Annotated in this window: 4 protein-coding genes; all 4 read right to left on the bottom strand. The window is 73.7% G+C overall.

The window, feature by feature from the left end:
• Positions 1-77: 77 nt before the first annotated feature.
• Genes ADK86_RS44950 through ADK86_RS45790 form a run of 4 tightly spaced genes read right to left on the bottom strand, consistent with a single transcriptional unit; the run spans position 78 to position 18,569 of the window.
• Positions 78-10,433 (bottom strand): type I polyketide synthase, encoded by a 10,356-nt coding sequence (locus tag ADK86_RS44950; protein ID WP_053699703.1) that lies wholly within the window; start codon positions 10,431-10,433, stop codon positions 78-80.
• Positions 10,430-12,175: a beta-ketoacyl synthase N-terminal-like domain-containing protein gene (locus ADK86_RS45785; RefSeq protein WP_053699704.1), complete on the bottom strand. Its 1,746-nt coding sequence runs from the start codon at positions 12,173-12,175 to the stop codon at positions 10,430-10,432. The genes ADK86_RS44950 and ADK86_RS45785 overlap by 4 nt, the downstream gene beginning before the upstream one ends.
• A gap of 35 nt (positions 12,176-12,210) precedes the next feature.
• Entirely contained in the window at positions 12,211-16,818 is a 4,608-nt protein-coding gene (locus tag ADK86_RS31815) for an SDR family NAD(P)-dependent oxidoreductase (RefSeq protein WP_063789131.1), read from the bottom strand.
• Positions 16,815-18,569, bottom strand: a complete 1,755-nt coding sequence (locus ADK86_RS45790; RefSeq protein ID WP_063789132.1) for a type I polyketide synthase — start codon at positions 18,567-18,569, stop codon at positions 16,815-16,817. Before ADK86_RS45790 ends, ADK86_RS31815 begins: the two co-directional genes overlap by 4 nt.
• Positions 18,570-18,579: the final 10 nt, after the last annotated feature.

An 18,579-nucleotide genomic window follows, 5' to 3' on the forward strand; every position in this document is an offset into this window, starting at 1 on the left:
CCCTAGATGAGTGCGCGGATACGCCCCGGCGGGCGGCCGGGTGGCCGCCCGCCGGGGCGCTGGTCACCGCTGCCGGATCATTCCTGGCCGAGGGTGGCCAGCCAGTCCTTGACGATCTGCGCGGTCTGCGGGGCGTGGTCGCGGACCATGGAGAAGTGATCCGCGTCGACGATGCGGACCTCGGCCGACGGGAGCATGTCGCTCTTCGTGTCGTCGGGCGAGACGGCCGCGGTGCCCTCCATGGCGAAGGTCTCCCGGGCGGCGCGGACGATCAGCACGGGTGCGCTGGTGTGCTGGACGTCGAGCTGCCCGAGCAGGCCCATGTACCGCCCCATCCCGGACAGCCGGGAGTTGGTCACCCGCACCGGGGATTCCTGGTCGGCGAGGAAGTTGCGGTGCATCAGGTTGTCGTAGTCGATGTCCTCCCGGTCGTCGTGCCGGATGCTGACGGTGTCCAGCAGCACCACGGCCTCGGGCTTGATGCCCCAGGTGCTCTCCAGCAGCCCGGCGGCCACGTAGGCGTACGCCCCGCCGGAGGAGTGTCCGACCAGGATGAACGGGTTGCCGTCGCTTGCGCGCAGGGCGCTCTCCGCGATGGTCCTGACCGCGCTGGTGGGTGTGGCGGGCAGCCGTTCCCCGGCGGCGAAGCCGACCAGCGGCAGTGCGCTGACGTGCCGCTCGCCCCGGAAGGACGCGGCGAACCTGGCGTATTCGTGGACGCCGCCATTGGCGGTGGGTGTGCTGATGCAGATCAGCCGCGGCTCGGCGGGGCCCTCGGCGAGCGTGGTCGGCAGCGGCAGCTCCACCAGTTCGGCCGTGTTCTCGAAGGTCGTGCGCAGGCCGGTCAGGGCCCGCAGCATGAGCCGGATCTCCGGGAACCTGCCCTCGTCCATGGCGTCGAGGAACATCCGCTCCAGCGAGTCGGGGTCGGGCCCGGCCAGCAGGAGGCCGCCCTCGCCGCCGCCCAGGCCGGGCTGTGCGGCGAACTCGCTGCGCAGCCGGGCGCCGAGGGCGTCGGGGGTCTTGTTGTCGAAGACCAGGGTCGCCGGGAGCTGGAGCCCGGTGACGGTGGCGAGCCGGTTGCGCAGCTCGATCGAGGTCAGCGAGTCGATGCCCAGCTCGTAGAAGTCCCGGCCGGCCTCGATCTCCTCGGCGGAGACATGGCCGAGGATGGTGGCGGCCTCGGTACGGACGAGGTCGACGAGGTGGCGTACGCGCTCCCCCTCCGGCAGCGCCAGCAGCTGCTGGGCGAAGGTGTCCGGGGAGGCGGACGTGCTCGCGGCGTTGACGGCGGTCCGCCTGCTGTGCCGCACCAGCCCCCTGAAGAGCGGCGGGATCTGTCCTTCCGGCACACGGGCGCCGGGGATCAGGCCCACCGCCATCACGACGGGCTCGGCGTAGCCGCGCGCGATGTCGAACAGTTCCATGCCCTCCTCGATGGAGACCGGCGCCATGCCGTTGAGGCGCATGCGCTGCACGGTGGCCTGGTTCATCGCGTCGGCCATGCCGCCGCCGTCCCAGTGGCCCCACACCAGTGACTGGCCCGGCAGGCCCAGGGCGGCGCGGTGCCGGATCAGGCCGTCGAGGAAGGCGTTCGCGGAGGCGTAGTTGGCCACGCCCGGGGCGCCCAGCACACCGGAGACGGAGGAGAACATGATGAACGCGGACAGGCCGAGGTCCTTGGTGGCCTCGTGCAGGTGCCAGGCGGCGTCCACCTTCGGCCGCAGCACCGGCGTCAGGCGCTCCGGGGTCAGCGCGGTGACCACGCCGTCGTCGAGGACGCCGGCGAGGTGGACGACCGCGGTCAGCGGGTGCTCCTCGGGGATGGCGGCCAGCAGGCCGGCGAGCGCGGCGGGGTCCGCCGTGTCGCAGGCCGCGATCGTGGGCCGCGCGCCGAGGGCCCGCAGCTCTTCGGCCAGTTCGTCCGCCCCGCGGGCCGCCGGGCCGCTGCGGCTGACCAGCAGCAGGTGCCGGGTGCCGGTCGTGGCCAGGTACCGGGCGAGTTCGATGCCCAGGCCGCCGGTGCCACCGGTGATCAGTACGGTCCCTTCGGGGTCCCACTGCCCCGGCCGGGTGCCGGCGTCGGCGGGCAGCCAGGCCAGCCGGCCCATGAGCACCGCGCCGTCGCGGACGACGAACTGGGTCTCGCCGGTGGGCAGCAGGCCCGGCAGGGCGTCGAGGAGTGTGGCGAGGTCGTCGCCGTCCTCGTCCGGGTCCTCGACGTCGGCCAGCACGAAACGGCCGGGGTGTTCCGCGATCGTCGAGCGCAGCAGGCCCCAGAGGGCGGAGCCGACCAGGTCGCCGCCGTCGACGGCGCCGGAGGTCAGGAACACCATCTGGGACGTGGTGAAGCGCTCGTCGGCGATCCACTGCTGTACCAGGAGCAGGGCCTGGGTCGTCAGCTCGTGCACGGCCTCCGGGTAGCCGTCCGCCGTACGGGGCACGGGGACCACGACCAGGTCGGGGGTGTCCGTGAGGCCGGCGAGCGACGTGGTGCCCAGGGGTGCCAGGACGGTGCTCCGGGCGCTCGGCGCGTCCTCCGTACGCGGTGCGGGGATCCACTCCAGGCGGAGCAGTTTCTGGCTTTGGCCGCGGGCGGTGCGCTCGGGGGCTTCGGCCAGCGCGCGCAGTGTGACGGTGCGGGCCGACAGCACGGGTTCCCCGGCGGCGTCGACCGCGGTGACGGCGACGGTGTCCTCGCCGGTCTTCGTGATCCGTGCCCGCAGGGCCGCGGCGCCGGAGGCGTGCAGCGACACGTCGTTCCAGGAGGCGCCGTAGGAGATGTGCTTCCCGTCGCCCACGCCGCTGAAGGAGGTGCCGTGCAGGACCGCTTCGAGCAGTGCGGGGTGCAGGCCGAAGGACGGGGCGTCGGAGGCGGTGTCGTCCTGGAGTTCGGCTTCGACGAAGGTCTCGTCGTCGCGGACCCAGACCGCCCGCAGCCCCTGGAGGGCGGGTCCGAATTCGGTGCCCTCGTAGTACTCGTCCACGTCCATTTCGGTCGCGTCGCTGGGCGGCCAGCCGGACACGTCGAGGGTGTCGGTGTGCCGGTCGGCGGCGAGGGTGCCGGTGGCGTGCCGGACCCAGGGCTCGTCCGGCGCGGCCTGGGGACGCGTGAAGAACCGGATCTGCCGGTTGCCGTCGTCGTCGGGGGCGCCGACCCACACCTGGAGCACCAGGGCCGCGCCGTCGGTGAGCCCCAGCGGCGTGTCGAGGGTCAGTTCGGCGATCCGGTCGCAGTCGAACCGGTCCCCGGCGCTCACGGCCAGCTCGACGAAGCCGGCGGCCGGGAAGACGGCCGTGCCGCCCGCCACGTGGTCCTTGAGCCAGGGGTGGGTTTCCAGCGACAGCCGGCTGGTGAACAGCGTGCCGCCGCCGTCCGCCAGCGGCACCGCCGCGCCGAGCAGCGGGTGCTCGGTGGGCAGCAGGCCGGCGGAGGTCACATCGCCCGCCAGGGCCCTGCGCTTGGGCCAGTACCGCTGGCGCTGGAAGGGGTAGGTGGGCAGGTCGACGCGGCGGGCGCCGGTGCCGTCGAAGATCCGGGCCCAGTCCGCGTCGACCCCGGCGACGTGCAGCTGCGCCAGGGTGGTGAGCAGGGCCGGCTCTTCGGGGTGGTCCTTGCGCAGGGCGCTGACGGTGACGGCGGTGCCGTCCAGGTTATGCGGGACCATGCCCGTCAGTGCCCCGTCGAGGCCCAGCTCCAAGAACGCCGAGACGTCCTCGTCGGCCAGGGTGCGGATCGCGTCGGCGAAGCGGACGGGCTCACGGACGTTGCGGACCCAGTAGTCGGCGGAGCACATCAGCTCCTCCGGGGCCCGCCCGCCGGTCACGGTGGAGACGAGCGGGATGCGCGGCTCCTGGTAGGACAGGCCCTCGGCAACCTGGCGGAACTCGTCCAGGATCGGGTCCATCAGCGGGCAGTGGCCGGCGACCTGCACCGCCACCTGCCGCGTCTTGCGGCCCTCGGCGGCGAACGCGTCGGCGACGCGCTGGGTGGCGGGCCCGTCGCCGGCGATGACGACGGACTCCGGTCCGTTGACCGCCGCGATCGAGACGCCGTCGACCAGCCGCGCGGTCACTTCCTGCTCGCTCGCCTGGACCGCCACCATGATGGCGCCCCGGCCCTCCAGGGTGCCCATCAGCCGCCCGCGGGCGGCCACCAGGGTGCAGGCGTCCTTCAGGGAGAGGACCCCGGCGACGTGCGCGGCGGCGATTTCGCCGAACGAGTGCCCGCCGACGAAGTCGGGCCGTACGCCCCAGGATTCGACGAGCCGGAACAGCGCCACCTGGATGGCGAACATGGCCGGCTGGGTGAACCGGGTCCGGTCCAGCCGCTCCGCGTCGCTGCGCATCACCTCGCGCAGCTCGTCGTCGAAGTGGGCCAGTACCGCGTCCAGGGCCTCGGCGAACGCCGGGAACCGGTCGTACAGCTCGCGGCCCATGCCGATGCGCTGTCCGCCCTGGCCCGGGAAGAGCATGGCCAGCGAGCGGTCCTCGGCGGTGCCGCGCGCCACCTCGGCACCGTCCAGCAGCACCGCGCGGTGCGCGAACAGCGGCCGCCCGGTGGCCAGCGAGAAGCCCACGTCGGCGGGTGCGAGTTCCGGCCGCTCGGCGACCCACTCCTGAAGCTGTCCGATCCCGTCGTCCAGCGCCTGGGCGGACTTGCCCGAGACGAGCCACGGGACGGCTCCCGGCTCGGCGGCCCGGGTGTCCTCGGCCGGCCGCCCGGCGTCCGCCGGTGCCTGTTCGAGGATGGCGTGGGCGTTGGTGCCGCTCATGCCGAAGGAGGAGACGGCGCCGCGGCGCGGGCGGCCGGTGTCCGGCCAATCGGTCCGCTCGGTGAGGAGCCTGACGTCCCCCGCCGTCCAGTCGACGTGGGAGGAGGGCGTGTCGATGTGCAGGGAGCGCGGCAGTACGCCGTGCCGCAGCGCCATGACCATCTTGATGACGCCGGAGACGCCGGCCGCCGCCATGGTGTGGCCGATGTTCGACTTCAGCGAGCCGAGGAGCAGCGGCTGCCCCTCGGGCCGGTCCTGGCCGTAGGTGGCGAGCAGCGCCTGTGCCTCGATGGGGTCACCGAGCGAGGTGCCGGTGCCGTGTGCCTCGACCGCGTCCACCTCGTCCGTGGACAGCCCGGCGCTGGCCAGGGCCTGGCCGATGACGCGCTGCTGGGAGGGGCCGTTGGGGGCGGTCAGGCCGTTGGAGGCGCCGTCCTGGTTGACGGCCGAGCCGCGGACGACGGCGAGGATCTCGTGCCCGTTGCGGCGGGCGTCGGACTGCCGTTCCAGTACGAGGACGCCGACGCCCTCGGCCCAGCTCGTGCCGTCGGCGTCGTCGGAGAACGCCTTGCACCGGCCGTCCGTCGCCAGCGCGCCCTGCCGGCTGAATCCGGCGATGCTCATCGGCGTGGACAGCAGCGTCACACCGCCGGCCAGCGCGAGCGAGCACTCGCCGTTGCGCAGCGCGTGGGCCGCCAGGTGCAGGGAGACGAGCGAGGAGGAGCACGCGGTGTCGACGGTGACGGCCGGGCCCTCCAGGCCGAAGGTGTAGGACAGCCGGCCGGACAGGACGCTGCCCGCGAGGCCGGTGCTGGCGTGGGCCTCCACGTCCTCACCGGAGTTCATCAGGATGCTGGCGTAGTCGGAGCCGCTGGTGCCGACGAAGACGCCGGTCTCGGTGCCGCGCAGGGACACCGGGTCGATGCCGGCCCGTTCGACGGCCTCCCAGGAGGTTTCCAGCATCAGCCGCTGCTGCGGGTCCATCGCCATGGCCTCGCGCGGGGAGATGCCGAAGAAGGGGGCGTCGAAGTCGCCGAGGCCGTCCAGGAAGCCGCCCTTGGACGCGGAGCTGCGGCCCTGGTCGCCCTCGGCCCCGCCGAGCAGGGTCTCCAGGTCCCAGCCCCGGTCGGTCGGGAAGGCGGAGATGCCGTCGCGCTCGTCGGTGACGAGCCGCCACAGGTCCTCCGGGGACCGTACGCCGCCGGGCAGCCGGCAGGCCATGCCGACGATGACGACCGGGTCGTCGGCGGATGCCGTGGTGACCGCGGTGGCGGTGCGTGCCTCGCCCTGCTCGTCGAGCAGGACGGCGATGAGGTGGTCGGCGAGGATGACGGGGTTGGGGTAGTCGAAGACGAGGGTGGCGGGCAGCCGCAGACCGGTGGCGGTGGAGAGCCGGTTGCGGAGTTCGACGGCGGTCAGCGAGTCGAAGCCCAGGTCGTTGAAGTCCCGGCGGGTGTCGATGGCCTTGGCCGAGGCGTGCCCGAGCACGGCGGCGGCCTCGGTGCGTACGAGGTCGACCGTGAAGGCGCTCCGCTCGTCCCCGCTCAGCTCCGTCAGCCGCCGGGTGAGCCGCGCCGCCGCGGCGGCGCCGCCCGCGGAGCCCGCTGCCGTACGGCGGGCGCCCTTGACCAGGCCGCGCAGGACCGGCGGTACGGCGCCGCGGCCACGGGCGTTGGCGGCGACGGGGCCGATGGGCACGAGGTGTGCCGCGTCGGTCGCGGTGGCGGCGTCGAACAGCGCCACGCCCCGCTCGGCCGGCAGCGGGGGCACGTCGAGCGACGCGATCCGCTCCGGGGCGGACGGCGCGCCAGTCGTCCCGTCCGGCGTCGCCCAGGCGCCCCACGCGAGGGACTGGGCGGGCAGGCCCTGTGCCGTACGGTGCCGGGCCAGCGCGTCGAGGAAGACGTTGCCCGCGGCGTAGTCGCCGTGTCCGCCGCTGCCGAGGATGCCCGAAACGGACGAGTACATGACGAACGCGGCGAGATCGAGGTCCTTGGTGGCCTCGTGCAGGTGCCAGGCCGCGTCCGCCTTCGGACGCAGCACGGCCGACAGTTGCTCGGGCGTCAGCGAGGTCACCTCGGCGCCGTCGACGACGCCGGCGGTGTGGATGACGGCGGTCAGCGGGTGCGCGGCGGGTACCGCGCCGACGGCGGCGGCCACCGCATCGCGGTCGGCCAGGTCGCCGTCGAGGAAGGTCACCTCGGCGCCGTGCGCGATCAGTTCCGCTTCCAGCTCGCTCGCGCCGGGCGTGTCCGGGCCGCTGTGGCCGCCCAGCAGCAGGTGCCGTACGCCCCGCTCGGCCACCAGGTGCCGGGCCAGCTCACCACCCAGGTCGCCCGTGCCGTCGGTGATCAGCACGGTGCCGTCCGGGTTCCAGGCGCGGGGCAGCGTCAGCACGATCTTCCCGACGTGCTGCGCCCGGCTCATGTACCGGAACGCCTCGGGGGCCCGTCGTACGTCCCATGTCGTCACCGGCAGCGGGCGGATCTTCTCGGCGGTGAACAGCTCCAGCAGTTCGCCGAGCATGTCCCGGGTGCGCTCCGGGCCCGCTTCCGCGAGGTCGAAGGCGCGGTAGCGCACTCCGGCGGCGGATCCGGGGTCGCGGAGGTCCGTCTGCCCCATCTCCAGGAAGTGCCCGCCGGGGGCGGTGATCCGCAGGGAGGCGTCGATGAATTCGCCGGTGAGGGCGTTGAGGACGACGTCCACGCCGCGGCCTTCGGTGACCGCGCGGAACCGCTCCTCGAAGTCGGTCGTACGGGAGGAGGCGATGTGGTCGTCCGCGACGCCCAGTTCACGCAGCGTGTCCCACTTGCCCTCACTGGCCGTCGCGAACACCTCGGCACCGAAGTGCCGGGCCAGCTGGATCGCCGCCATCCCCACGCCACCGGCTCCGGCGTGCACGAGAATCGACTGACCGGGCCGCAGACCGGCGAGGTCCTTCAGGGCGTAGTACGCGGTCAGGAAGACCATCGGTACGGAGGCGGCTTCGGTGGCCGTCCAGCCGTCGGGAATCCGGGCCAGCAGGTGCTCGTCGGCGACGGCTTCCGGGCCGAAACCGCCGAAGACCAGGCCCGTCACGCGGTCCCCGATACGCAGGCCCTGTACGCCGGGCCCGGTCTCGGTCACCACACCGGCGGCCTCGGCGCCCAGCAGCCCGGCCTCGCCCGGGTACATGTCCAGGGCGGCCAGTACGTCGCGGAAGTTGACGCCGGCGGCCTCGACCCCGAGACGCACCCGGCCCTCGGTCAGCGGCTCCCGCACCTCCGGGCAGGGGGTGAGGGCCAGGCTGTCCAGGCTGCCCTTGGCCGCACTGTCCAGCCGCCACGGCGTCCGTACGGGCGGGAGCAGTCCGGCGTGGCTGCCGAGCGGCGCCAGCCGTGCCACGCGAACGGCGCCGTCGCGGACCACGAACTGGGCGTCGTCGGTGGCCAGCAGGCCCGGGAGGGCTGCGAGCACTCCGCTCGGGTCGGCGCCTTCGTGGTCCAGGAGGACGAAACGTCCGGGGTTCTCCGTCTGCGCCGAACGCACCAGGCCCCACACCGCGGACGCGGCCACATCCCGTACGGTCTCGCCCTCGTCGGCGGACACAGCACCGCGCGTGACGAACACCAGACGCGTGGCGTCGGCCCCGCCCCGGCCCGCCCAGTCCTGGAGCAGGCCCAGAACCCGGGCGGTGAGCTGGTGCGTCGCGGCGGGCACATCATCGCCCGTACCGTCGCCGGAGACGGGAACGACCACGAAGTCCTCGGCCCCCGTCAGGTCCGCCAGGGAGGCGACCGACGCGCCCACTCCGAGTTCATCGGTGCCCAGGGACACACACCGAACCTCGGTGGAGCCCACCTCGGGCGCCGCCACCCAGTCCAACGACAGCAGTCCGTCGTACTCCACGCCCGGCCGCATCGTCAACGCCCGCCCCGACGTGTCGAGTTGACTGCTCAGGACGATCGCCTCGGCGGACAGGACGGGCGCGCCCTCGGTGTCGACGGCGGCGATGGACACCGAGTCGTCACCGGTCTTCGTCACCCGGGCCCGCAGCACGGAGGCTCCTCCGGCATGCAGGGAGACGCCCCGCCAGGCGGACGGCAGGAGGAGTTCGCCGCCGTCGCCGATCCCGGCCATCCGGTGGGACTGGAGCACGGCGTCCAGCAGTGCGGGATGGAGCCCGAAGGAACCGGCCTCCTCGGCCACCTGGCCGGGCAGCGCCGCCTCGACGAAGATCTCGTCACCGCGCCGCCACACCGAGCGCAGCCCCTGGAAGGCCGGGCCGTAACCGGTGCCCTCGTAGAAGCCCTCCAGGTCCACGACCACGGCGCCCTCCGGCGGCCAGATCTCGGAGCCGATGCCCGCGATCCGTTCGCCGCTGGTCAGGATGCCCTGGGCGTGCTGCGTCCACGGCTCGTCGGCGGCGCCCTCGGCCCGCGAGTACACCGAGACCGTACGGGCGCCCGCCTCGTCGGGGGCGCCGACCAGCACCTGGACCTGTGCGGCGCCCTCCTCGGCCAGCTCCAGCGGGGCGAGCAGGGCGAACTCCCCGATCCGGTCGCAGCCGGCCTGGTCACCGGCGCGCAGGGCCAGTTCCAGGAAGCCGGTGGCCGGGAAGAGGACACGGCCGCCCAGGGCGTGGTCGGTCAGCCACGGGTACGTCTGCGCCGACAGCCGGCCGGTGAACAGCACCTCGCCGGAGTCGGCGAGGGTGAGGGTCACGCCCAGCAGCGGGTGCTCCGCCGGGAGGAGCCCGGCTCCGGTCACGTCTCCGGAGAGCGCTGCGGGGCGGGGCCAGTACCGCTGGTGCTGGAAGGGGTAGGTGGGCAGGTCCACGCGGCGGGCGCCGGTGCCGGCGAACCACGCCGCCCAGTCCACCGGCACGCCGGTGACGTGCAGCCGCGCCAGCGCGGTCAGCAGCGCCGACTCCTCGGGCCGGTCCTTGCGCAGGGCGCTGACGAAGACCGCGGCCTCGTCCGCGCCGTGCTGGGCCATCGCCGTCAGCACCCCGTCCGGGCCCAGCTCCAGGAAGACGGAGGCCCCTTCGGCCTCCAGCGCGCGGACGCCGTCCGCGAAGCGCACCGTTTCCCGTACGTGCCGGACCCAGTACTCGGGCGAGCACACCAGCTCGCCGTCGGCGAGGTCCCCGGTCACGTTGGAGACGAGCGGAATCTGCGGGGCCGCGTACGACAGTTCCCCGGCCACCTGCCGGAAGTCGTCCAGCATCGGGTCCATCAGCGGCGAGTGGAAGGCGTGGCTCACCGACAGGCGCTGTGTCTTGCGGCCCTCGGCCGCCAGCTCCCCGGCGATCCGCAGAACCCGGGCCTCCTCCCCCGCGATCACCACTGCCTGCGGGCCGTTGACGGCGGCGATCGACACCCCGTCGACCAGCCGCCCGGCCACCTCCTCCTCGGCGGCCTGCACGGCCACCATCGCCCCGCCTGCGGGAAGGGCCTGCATGAGCCGCGCCCGCGCCGCGACGAGCGCACACGCGTCCTCCAGCGACAGCACCCCGGCCACGTGGGCGGCAGCGATCTCACCGATCGAGTGACCGCCCACGAAGTCCGGCCGGATGCCCAGCGACTCGGTCAGCCGGAACAGCGCCACCTCGACCGCGAACAGCGCGGGCTGCGTGAACCCGGTCTCGTCCAGGCCCTCCGCCTCGCCGAAGATCACGTCCCGCAGCCCCGCTGCGCGCCCTGGCCCGAGAACAGCACCGCGACGTTCCCGGTCGTGTCCTCGGCGAAGCCCTGCGCCACCTCGACGCTTTCGCCGCCCTCGGCCAGCAGGACCGCGCGGTGTTCCAGATGCGCGCGGGTGGTCGCCAGGGAGAAGCCCAGATCGACGGGCGACAGGCCGGTCAGCGCGGTGATCTGCTCGCGCTGGGCGGCGAGGGCTTCCTCGGACCTGGCGGAGACCAGCCACGGCACGGCCGTCGGAACGACCGTCGCGGGCTCCGGAGCGGCCTCCGCAGCGGCCTTCGGCTCGCTCCCGTCCTGCTCGCCGGACTCCGCGCCGGACTCCTCACCGGTCTCTTCGGCAGCAGCCGGTGCCTGCTCAAGGATGACGTGGGCGTTGGTGCCGCTGATGCCGAACGACGACACACCCGCCCGCCACGGCCGGTCGGACTCGGGCCACTCCCGGGACTCCGTCAGCAGCTCGACCGCGCCGGACGCCCAGTCCACGTGCGACGACGGCACATCGGCGTACAGCGTCTTCGGCAGGACGCCGTGCCGCAGCGCCAGGACCATCTTGATGAGCCCCGCCGCACCGGCCGCCGCCTGCGTGTGGCCGAGGTTGGACTTCACCGAGCCGAGCAGCAGCGGCCGCTCCGGGTCGCGGTCCTGGCCGTACGCGGCCAGCAGCGCCTGCGCCTCGATCGGGTCGCCCAGGGTCGTGCCGGTGCCGTGGGCCTCGACGGCGTCCACGTCCGAGGGCGTGAGTCCGGCGCTCGCCAGCGCCTGCTGGATCACCCGCTGCTGGGAGGGGCCGTTGGGTGCCATCAGGCCGTTGGAGGCGCCGTCCTGGTTGACGGCCGAGCCGCGCACCACGGCGAGGATCTCGTGGCCGTTGCGGCGGGCGTCGGACAGGCGCTCGACCACGACGATGCCGACGCCCTCGGACCACCCGGTGCCGTCGGCGTCGTCGGAGAACGCCTTGCACCGGCCGTCACCGGCCAGCCCGCCCTGCCGGGTGAAGCCGGCGAAGCTCATCGGCGTGGACATCACCGTCACACCGCCGGCCAGCGCCAGCGTGCACTCGCCGTTGCGCAGCGCGTGGGCCGCCAGGTGCAGGGAGACGAGCGAGGAGGAGCACGCTGTGTCGACGGTGAGGGCCGGGCCCTCCAGGCCGAAGCTGTAGGCGAGCCGGCCGGACAGGATGCTGCCCGCGAGGCCGGTGCTGCCGTGGCCCTCGATGTCCTCGCGGGAGTTCAGCACCGCGTTGATGTAGTCGACGCCGCTGGTGCCGACGAAGACACCGGTCCGGCTGCCTTTCAGGGACACCGGGTCGATGCCGGCCCGCTCGAACGCCTCCCAGGAGGTCTCCAGCAGGATGCGCTGCTGCGGGTCCATCGCCACGGCCTCGCGGGGCGAGATGCCGAAGAAGCCCGCGTCGAAGGAGGCGGCGTCCACGAAGCCGCCTTCGGCGGTGGCGCTGCTGCCGCCTCCGTCACCGCTGAGAATGTCGAGGTTCCAGCCACGGTCCGTGGGGAAGGCCGCGATGCCGTCGCGGCCCTCGTCCAGCATCCGCCAGAGCTCTTCCGGCGACCGGACTCCCCCGGGCAGCCGGCAGGACATGCCGACGATGGCTATCGGCTCCTGCTTGGCGGACTCAGCCTCCCGAAGCCGTTGGCGGGTCTGGTGCAAGTCGTTCGTGACCCACTTGAGGTAGTCAACGAGCTTGTTGTCGTTCGGCATGACTGGAACCTTCCGTGTATGTGCGGGGGCCGGATTCAGCGAGCGCTGTGCCGGCCGAGCTCGTTGTCGATGAAGGCGAAGATCTCGTCGGTGCTGGCGGCCTCGATCCGCTCGGCGACCTGCTCGCCGTCCTCCTCCGCCGGGGCCCCGCGCCAGGCGTCCAGGAGCTGCGCCAGGCGCCCGGCGACGGCGGCCCTGGTACGGGCGTCGGGCTCGCCGGCGGCGAGTGCGGCGTCGAGCCGGTCGAGCTCGGCGAGGAGGTCGGGACCCGTTGCGGACTCGTCCACGAGCTGCGGGACGAGGTGACCGGCGAGTGCGGCGGGGTTGGGGTAGTCGAAGACGAGGGTGGCGCTCAGCCGCAGGCCGGTGGCGGTGGACAGCCGGTTGCGGAGCTCGACCGAGGTCAGCGAGTCGAAGCCCAGCTCGTTGAACTCCCGCCGGGTGTCGATGGCCTTGGCCGAGGCGTGTCCGAGCACGGCGGCGGCCTCGGTGCGTACGAGGTCGGTCATGATGCGCAGGCGCTCCTCCGGACGTGCCTCGCGCAGCCGTTGGGTGAGCGTCGCGGCCGCTTCGGCGCCGCCCGCGCCGCCCGCCGCCGTACGCCGGGCGCCCTTGACGAGGTTCCGCAGGACCGGCGGTACGGCGCCCCGGTCCCGGGCGCCGGTGGTGACCGGTCCGATGGGCACGAGGTGTGCCGCGTCGGTCGTGGTGGCGGCGTCGAACAGGGCCAGTCCCTGTGCGACGGTCAGGGGCGTGGCTCCGGAGGAGGCGATCCGCTGGACGTCGGTGTCCGAGAGGGTGGCGGTCATGCCGCCGCTCGGGGCCCAGGCGCCCCAGGCCAGGGAGTGGGCGGGCAGGCCCTGTGCCGTACGGTGCCGGGCCAGTGCGTCGAGGAAGACGTTGCCCGCGGCGTAGTTGCCCTGGCCCGCGCCGCCGAGGATGCCCGAGACGGACGAGTACATGACGAAATCGGCGAGGTCGAGGTCCTTGGTGGCCTCGTGCAGATGCCAGGCCGCGTCCACCTTCGGACGCAGCACGGCCGACAGCCGCTCGGGCGTCAGCGACGCCACCACACCGTCGTCCAGGATGCCGGCGGTGTGGATGACGGCGGTCAGCGGGTGGTCGGCGGGCACCGAAGCCACGATCCCCGTGGCCGCTTCCCGGTCGGCCACATCGCCCGCGACGATGGTCACCTCGGCGCCCTGCGCGGCCAGTTCCGCCCGCAGCTCCTCGGCGCCGGGCGCGTCCGGGCCGCTGCGGCTGGCCAGCAGCAGGTGCCGTACGCCCCGCTCGGCCACCAGGTGCCGGGCCAGCTCACCGCCCAGACCGCCCGTGCCGCCGGTGATCAGCACGGTGCCGTCCGGGTCCCACGCGCGGGGCAGCGTCAGCACGATCTTCCCGACGTGCTGCGCCCGGCTCATGAACCGGAACGCCTCCGGCGCGCGCCGCACGTCCCAGGTCACCACCGGCAGCGGGCGGATCGTGCCCGCCCCGAACAGCTCCAGCAGCTCGGTCAGCATCCCCTGTACGCGGTCGGGGCCCGCGTCGGCGAGGTCGAACGCCTTGTAGTGGACCGGGGCTGCGGACCCGGGCTCGCGGATGTCCGTCTTGCCCATCTCCAGGAAGTGGCCGCCGGGGGCGGTCAGCCGCAGGGAGGCGTCGACGAACTCGCCCGCCAGGGCGTTGAGGACCACGTCCACGCCGCGGCCGCCGGTGACCGCGCGGAACCGCTCCTCGAAGTCCGTGGTCCGGGAGGAGGCGATGTGGTCGTCCGCGACGCCCAGTTCGCGCAGCGTGTCCCACTTGCCCTCACTGGCCGTGGCGAACACCTCGGCACCGAAGTGCCGGGCCAGCTGGATCGCCGCCATACCGACACCGCCGGCTCCGGCGTGCACCAGAATCGTCTGACCGGGCCGCAGACCGGCGAGGTCCTTCAGGGCGTAGAGCGCGGTCAGGAAGACCAGCGGCACCGACGCCGCCTGCTCGGGTGCCCAGTCCTCGGGGATACGGGTCAGCAGCCGCTGGTCGGTCACGCCCACCGGTCCGTAGCCACCGAAGACCATGCCCATGACGCGGTCCCCCGGGCGCAGTCCGTGCACGCCGGGCCCGGTCCCGGTCACCACACCGGCGGCCTCGGCGCCCAGCAGCCCGGCCTCGCCCGGGTACATTCCCAGGGCGTTCAGTACGTCGCGGAAGTTGACGCCCGCGGCCTGGACCTGGATGCGGACCTGGCCCTCGGTGAGCGGGGCGAGGATGTCCGGGCACGGCGCGAGGACCAGGTTGTCCAGGCTGCCCTTGGCCGCGCTGTCCAGCCGCCACGGCACGTCGGCGGGCGGCAGCAGGCCCGCGCTGCCGCTGAGAGAGGCCAGCCGTGCCACTCGGAGGGCGCCGTCGCGGACCACGAACTGGGCGTCGTCGGTGGCCGGCAGGCCCGGGAGTTCCGCGAGTACGTCCTTCGGGTCGCAGCCGTCTTCGAGGTCCAGGAGCGCGATCCGCCCGGGGTTCTCCGTCTGCGCCGAGCGCACCAGGCCCCACACCGCGGACGCGGCCACATCCCGTACGGTCTCGCCCTCGTCGGCGGAGACGGCACCGCGCGTGACGAACACCAGACGCGTGGCGCCGGACTCCTCCCGGCCGAGCCAGTCCTGAAGCACGCCCAGAGCTTGGGCCGTCACTTCGTGTGTCGCGGCGGGTACGTCGGCGCCCGTGCCGCCGGACACCGGGACGACCACCAGGTCCTCGTCCCCCGTCAGGTCCGCCAATGACGCGACCGATGCGCCCACTCCGAGTTCATCGTCGCCCAGGCAGACGCACCGGATCTCGGTGGAACCCGCCTCGGGTGCCGCCACCCAGTCCAGCGACAGGAGCGTTCCCTGCTCCGTGCCGCGCTGTCCCGCCGGCCGGCCGGTGCCGGGGTCCTGGTAGGCCCGTATCACCATCGCCTCGGCGGACAGGACGGGCGCGCCCTCGATGTCGACGGCCGCGATGGACACCGAGTCGTCACCGGTCTTCGCGACCCGGGCCCGCAGCACGGAGGCTCCCCCGGCATGCAGGGAGACGCCCCGCCAGGCGAACGGCAGGGCGTCCTCGTGCTCGCTGCCGACCCCGGCCATCCGGTGGGACTGGAGCACCGCGTCCAGCAGCGCCGGATGGAGCCCGAAGCAACCGGCCTCCTCGGCCGCCTGCGCCGGGAGCGCCACCTCCACGTAGGCCCCGCCCTCGTACTGCCACACCGAGCGCAGGCCCTGGAAGGCCGGGCCGTAACCGGTCCCCTCGTAGAAGCCCTCCAGGTCGACGGCCACCGCGTCCTGCGGGGGCCAGGTGCGGACGCCGAAGTCCGCGATGCGCTCGCCGCTGGTCAGGGTTCCCTCGGCGTGCTGGGTCCAGGGCTCGTCGGCGGCGCCGCCGGGGCGCGAGTGCACCGAGACCGTACGGGCGCCCGTCTCGTCGGGGGCTCCTGCCACCACCTGGACCTGTGCGGCGCCCTCCGCCGTGAGGACCAGCGGAGTCAGCAGCAGGAATTCCTCGACCCGGTCGCAGCCGATCTGGTCACCGGCGCGCATCGCCAGCTCCAGGAAGCCGGTGGCCGGGAAGAGGACGCTGCCGCCCATCTTGTGGTCGGTCAGCCACGGGTACGTCTGCAACGACAGCCGGCCGGTGAACACGACCTGGCCCGAGTCCGCGACGGTCAGTGTCGCGCCCAGCAGCGGATGTTCCGCGGGCTGGAGGCCCGCTCCGGTCACGTCTCCGGAGAGCGCGGCGGGCTGAGGCCAGTACCGCTGGTGCTGGAAGGGGTAGGTGGGCAGGTCCACGCGCCGGGCGCCGGTGCCGTCGAAGACGCCGGACCAGTCGATGCCGACACCGGTGACGTGCAGCCGTGCCAGCGCGGTGAGCAGGGCGGTCTCTTCGGGGCGGTCCTTGCGGAGGGCGGGTACGGTCACGGCCGTCTCGTCCAGGGTGTGCTGGGCCATGGCCGTCAGCACGCCGTCCGGGCCCAGCTCCAGGAAGACCGAGACGCCTTCGCCGGCCAGCGCGCGTACGCCGTCGCCGAAGCGCACCGTCTCCCGTACGTGCCGGACCCAGTACTCGGGTGAGCACACCAGCTCGTCGTCGGCCACCTCGCCGGTCACGTTGGACACGAGCGGGATACGCGGGGCCTCGTACGCCAGCCCCTCGGCCACCTGCCGGAAGTCCGCCAGCATCGGGTCCATCAGCGGCGAGTGGCTCACCGGCAGGCGGCGGGTCTTGCGGCCCTGGCCGGTGAACTCCTCGGCGATCCGCAGCACTTCGGCTTCCTGCCCGGCGATCACCACGGCTTCCGGGCCGTTGACGGCGGCGATCGACACCCCGTCGACCAGCCGCCCGGCCACCTCGTCCTCGGCGGCCTGCACGGCCACCATCGCGCCGCCCTCCGGCAGCGCCTGCATCAGCCGCGCCCGCGCCGCGACGAGCGCACACGCGTCCTCCAGCGACAGCACCCCAGCGACATGCGCGGCGGCGATCTCGCCGATCGAGTGCCCCGCCACGTAGTCCGGGCGGACCCCCCAGAACTCCACCAGCCGGAACAGCGCCACCTCGACCGCGAACAGCGCGGGCTGCGTGAACCCGGTCTCGTCCAGGCCCTCCGCCTCGCCGAAGATCACGTCCCGCAGCCCTCCAGCGCCTCGGCGAACACGGCGAACCGGCCGTACAGTTCCCGCCCCATCCCGGCGCGCTGCGCGCCCTGGCCCGAGAACAGCACCGCGAGCGAGCGGCCCGTCTCCGCGCGGCCCCGGGCCGCCTCGGACAGTTCACCGTCGGGGCACCGCGCCAGCAGCACCGCGCGGTGCTCGAAGACCGAACGGCCGTTGGCGAGCGAGAAACCCACGTCCACCGGGGACGACGCGCCCCGCAGCGCCGAGATCCGCTCGATCTGCGCCGCCAGGGCCTCCTCGGACCTGGCCGACACCGGCCAGGGCACCACGGCGGGCGCCACCTCGGATTCGGGGGCCGGTTCGTCGGCCGGTGCCGCCTGTTCCACGATCACATGGGCGTTGGTGCCGCTGATGCCGAACGACGACACACCCGCCCGCCACGGCCGGCCGGCCGCCGGCCACTCCCGCGGCCCGGTGGCCAGCAGTTCCACCGCGCCGGACGCCCAGTCCACGTGCGACGACGGCGTATCCACGTGCAAGGTCTGCGGCAGCACGCCGTGCCGCATCGCCAGCACCATCTTGATGATCCCGGCGACCCCGGCCGCGGCCTGCGTGTGGCCGAGGTTGGACTTCACCGAGCCGAGCAGCAGCGGGCGCTCGGGGTCGCGGTCCTGGCCGTAGGTGGCCAGCAGCGCCTGTGCCTCGATCGGGTCGCCGAGCGGCGTGCCCGTGCCATGGGCCTCGACCACGTCCACGTCGGTGGCCGACAGGCCGGCGCTCGCCAGCGCCTGGCGGATCACCCGCTGCTGGGACGGGCCGCTGGGCGCCGTGAAGCCGTTGGAGGCGCCGTCCTGGTTGACGGCCGAGCCCCGCACGACGGCGAGCACGGGGTGCCCGTTGCGGCGGGCGTCGGACAACCGCTCGACGAGGAGCATGCCGACGCCTTCCGACCAGCCGGTGCCGTCGGCGGCCTCGGAGAACGCCTTGCACCGGCCGTCCGCCGCGAGGCCGCCCTGCCGGCTGAACTCCATCAGGGAGCCGGGTGACGACATCACGTTCACGCCGCCGACCAGGGCGAGCGAGCACTCACCGGCCCGCAGGGCGTGGGCCGCCGAGTGCAGGGCCACCAGCGAGGAGGAGCACGCCGTGTCGACCGTCACCGCCGGGCCTTCGAGGCCCAGCGTGTAGGACAGCCGCCCGGAGGTGGCGCTGGCGGCGATCCCGGTGCCGATGTCGCCGGTGGCGTCGGACAGGGAGCGCACCAGCAGATAGGCGTAGTCCTGGCCGTTGGTGCCGACGAACACGCCGGTGCGGCTGCCGCGCAGGGACACCGGGTCGATGCCGGCCCGCTCGATCGCCTCCCAGGAGGTCTCCAGCAGGAGCCGCTGCTGCGGGTCCATGGTCAGGGACTCGCGCGGCGAGATCCCGAAGAAGTCCGCGTCGAAGTCGGCCACGCCGTCGAGGAAGCCGCCTTCCTGGCTGACGGCGTTGCCCCGCTGGTCGACCCCGGCGTCCCGCAGGGCGTCGAGGTCCCAGCCGCGGTCCGTGGGGAACGCGCCGATCGCGTCCTTGCCGGAGGCCAGCAGTTCCCACAGGTCCTCGGGCGAGTTGACGCCGCCGGGGTAGCGGCAGCTCATCGCCACGATCGCGAGCGGTTCGGTGGCCGCGGCGACGAGGGTGCGGTTCTGCCGGCGCAGGTGCTCGACTTCCTTCAGCGACGCGCGGAGGGCCGCGACGATCTGCTCACTGGATGTGGTCATGGTCCCTCTT

It is taken from the genome of Streptomyces sp. NRRL F-5755, from assembly GCF_001279365.1.
Classification (GTDB): Bacteria; Actinomycetota; Actinomycetes; order Streptomycetales; family Streptomycetaceae; genus Streptomyces; species Streptomyces rimosus.

Coding starts and splice junctions, on each gene's coding strand:
- ADK86_RS45790 (WP_063789132.1), bottom strand. CDS start 18,569: ATGACCACATCCAGTGAGCAGATCGTCGCGGCCCTCCGCGCGTCGCTG.
- ADK86_RS45785 (WP_053699704.1), bottom strand. CDS start 12,175: ATGCCGAACGACAACAAGCTCGTTGACTACCTCAAGTGGGTCACGAAC.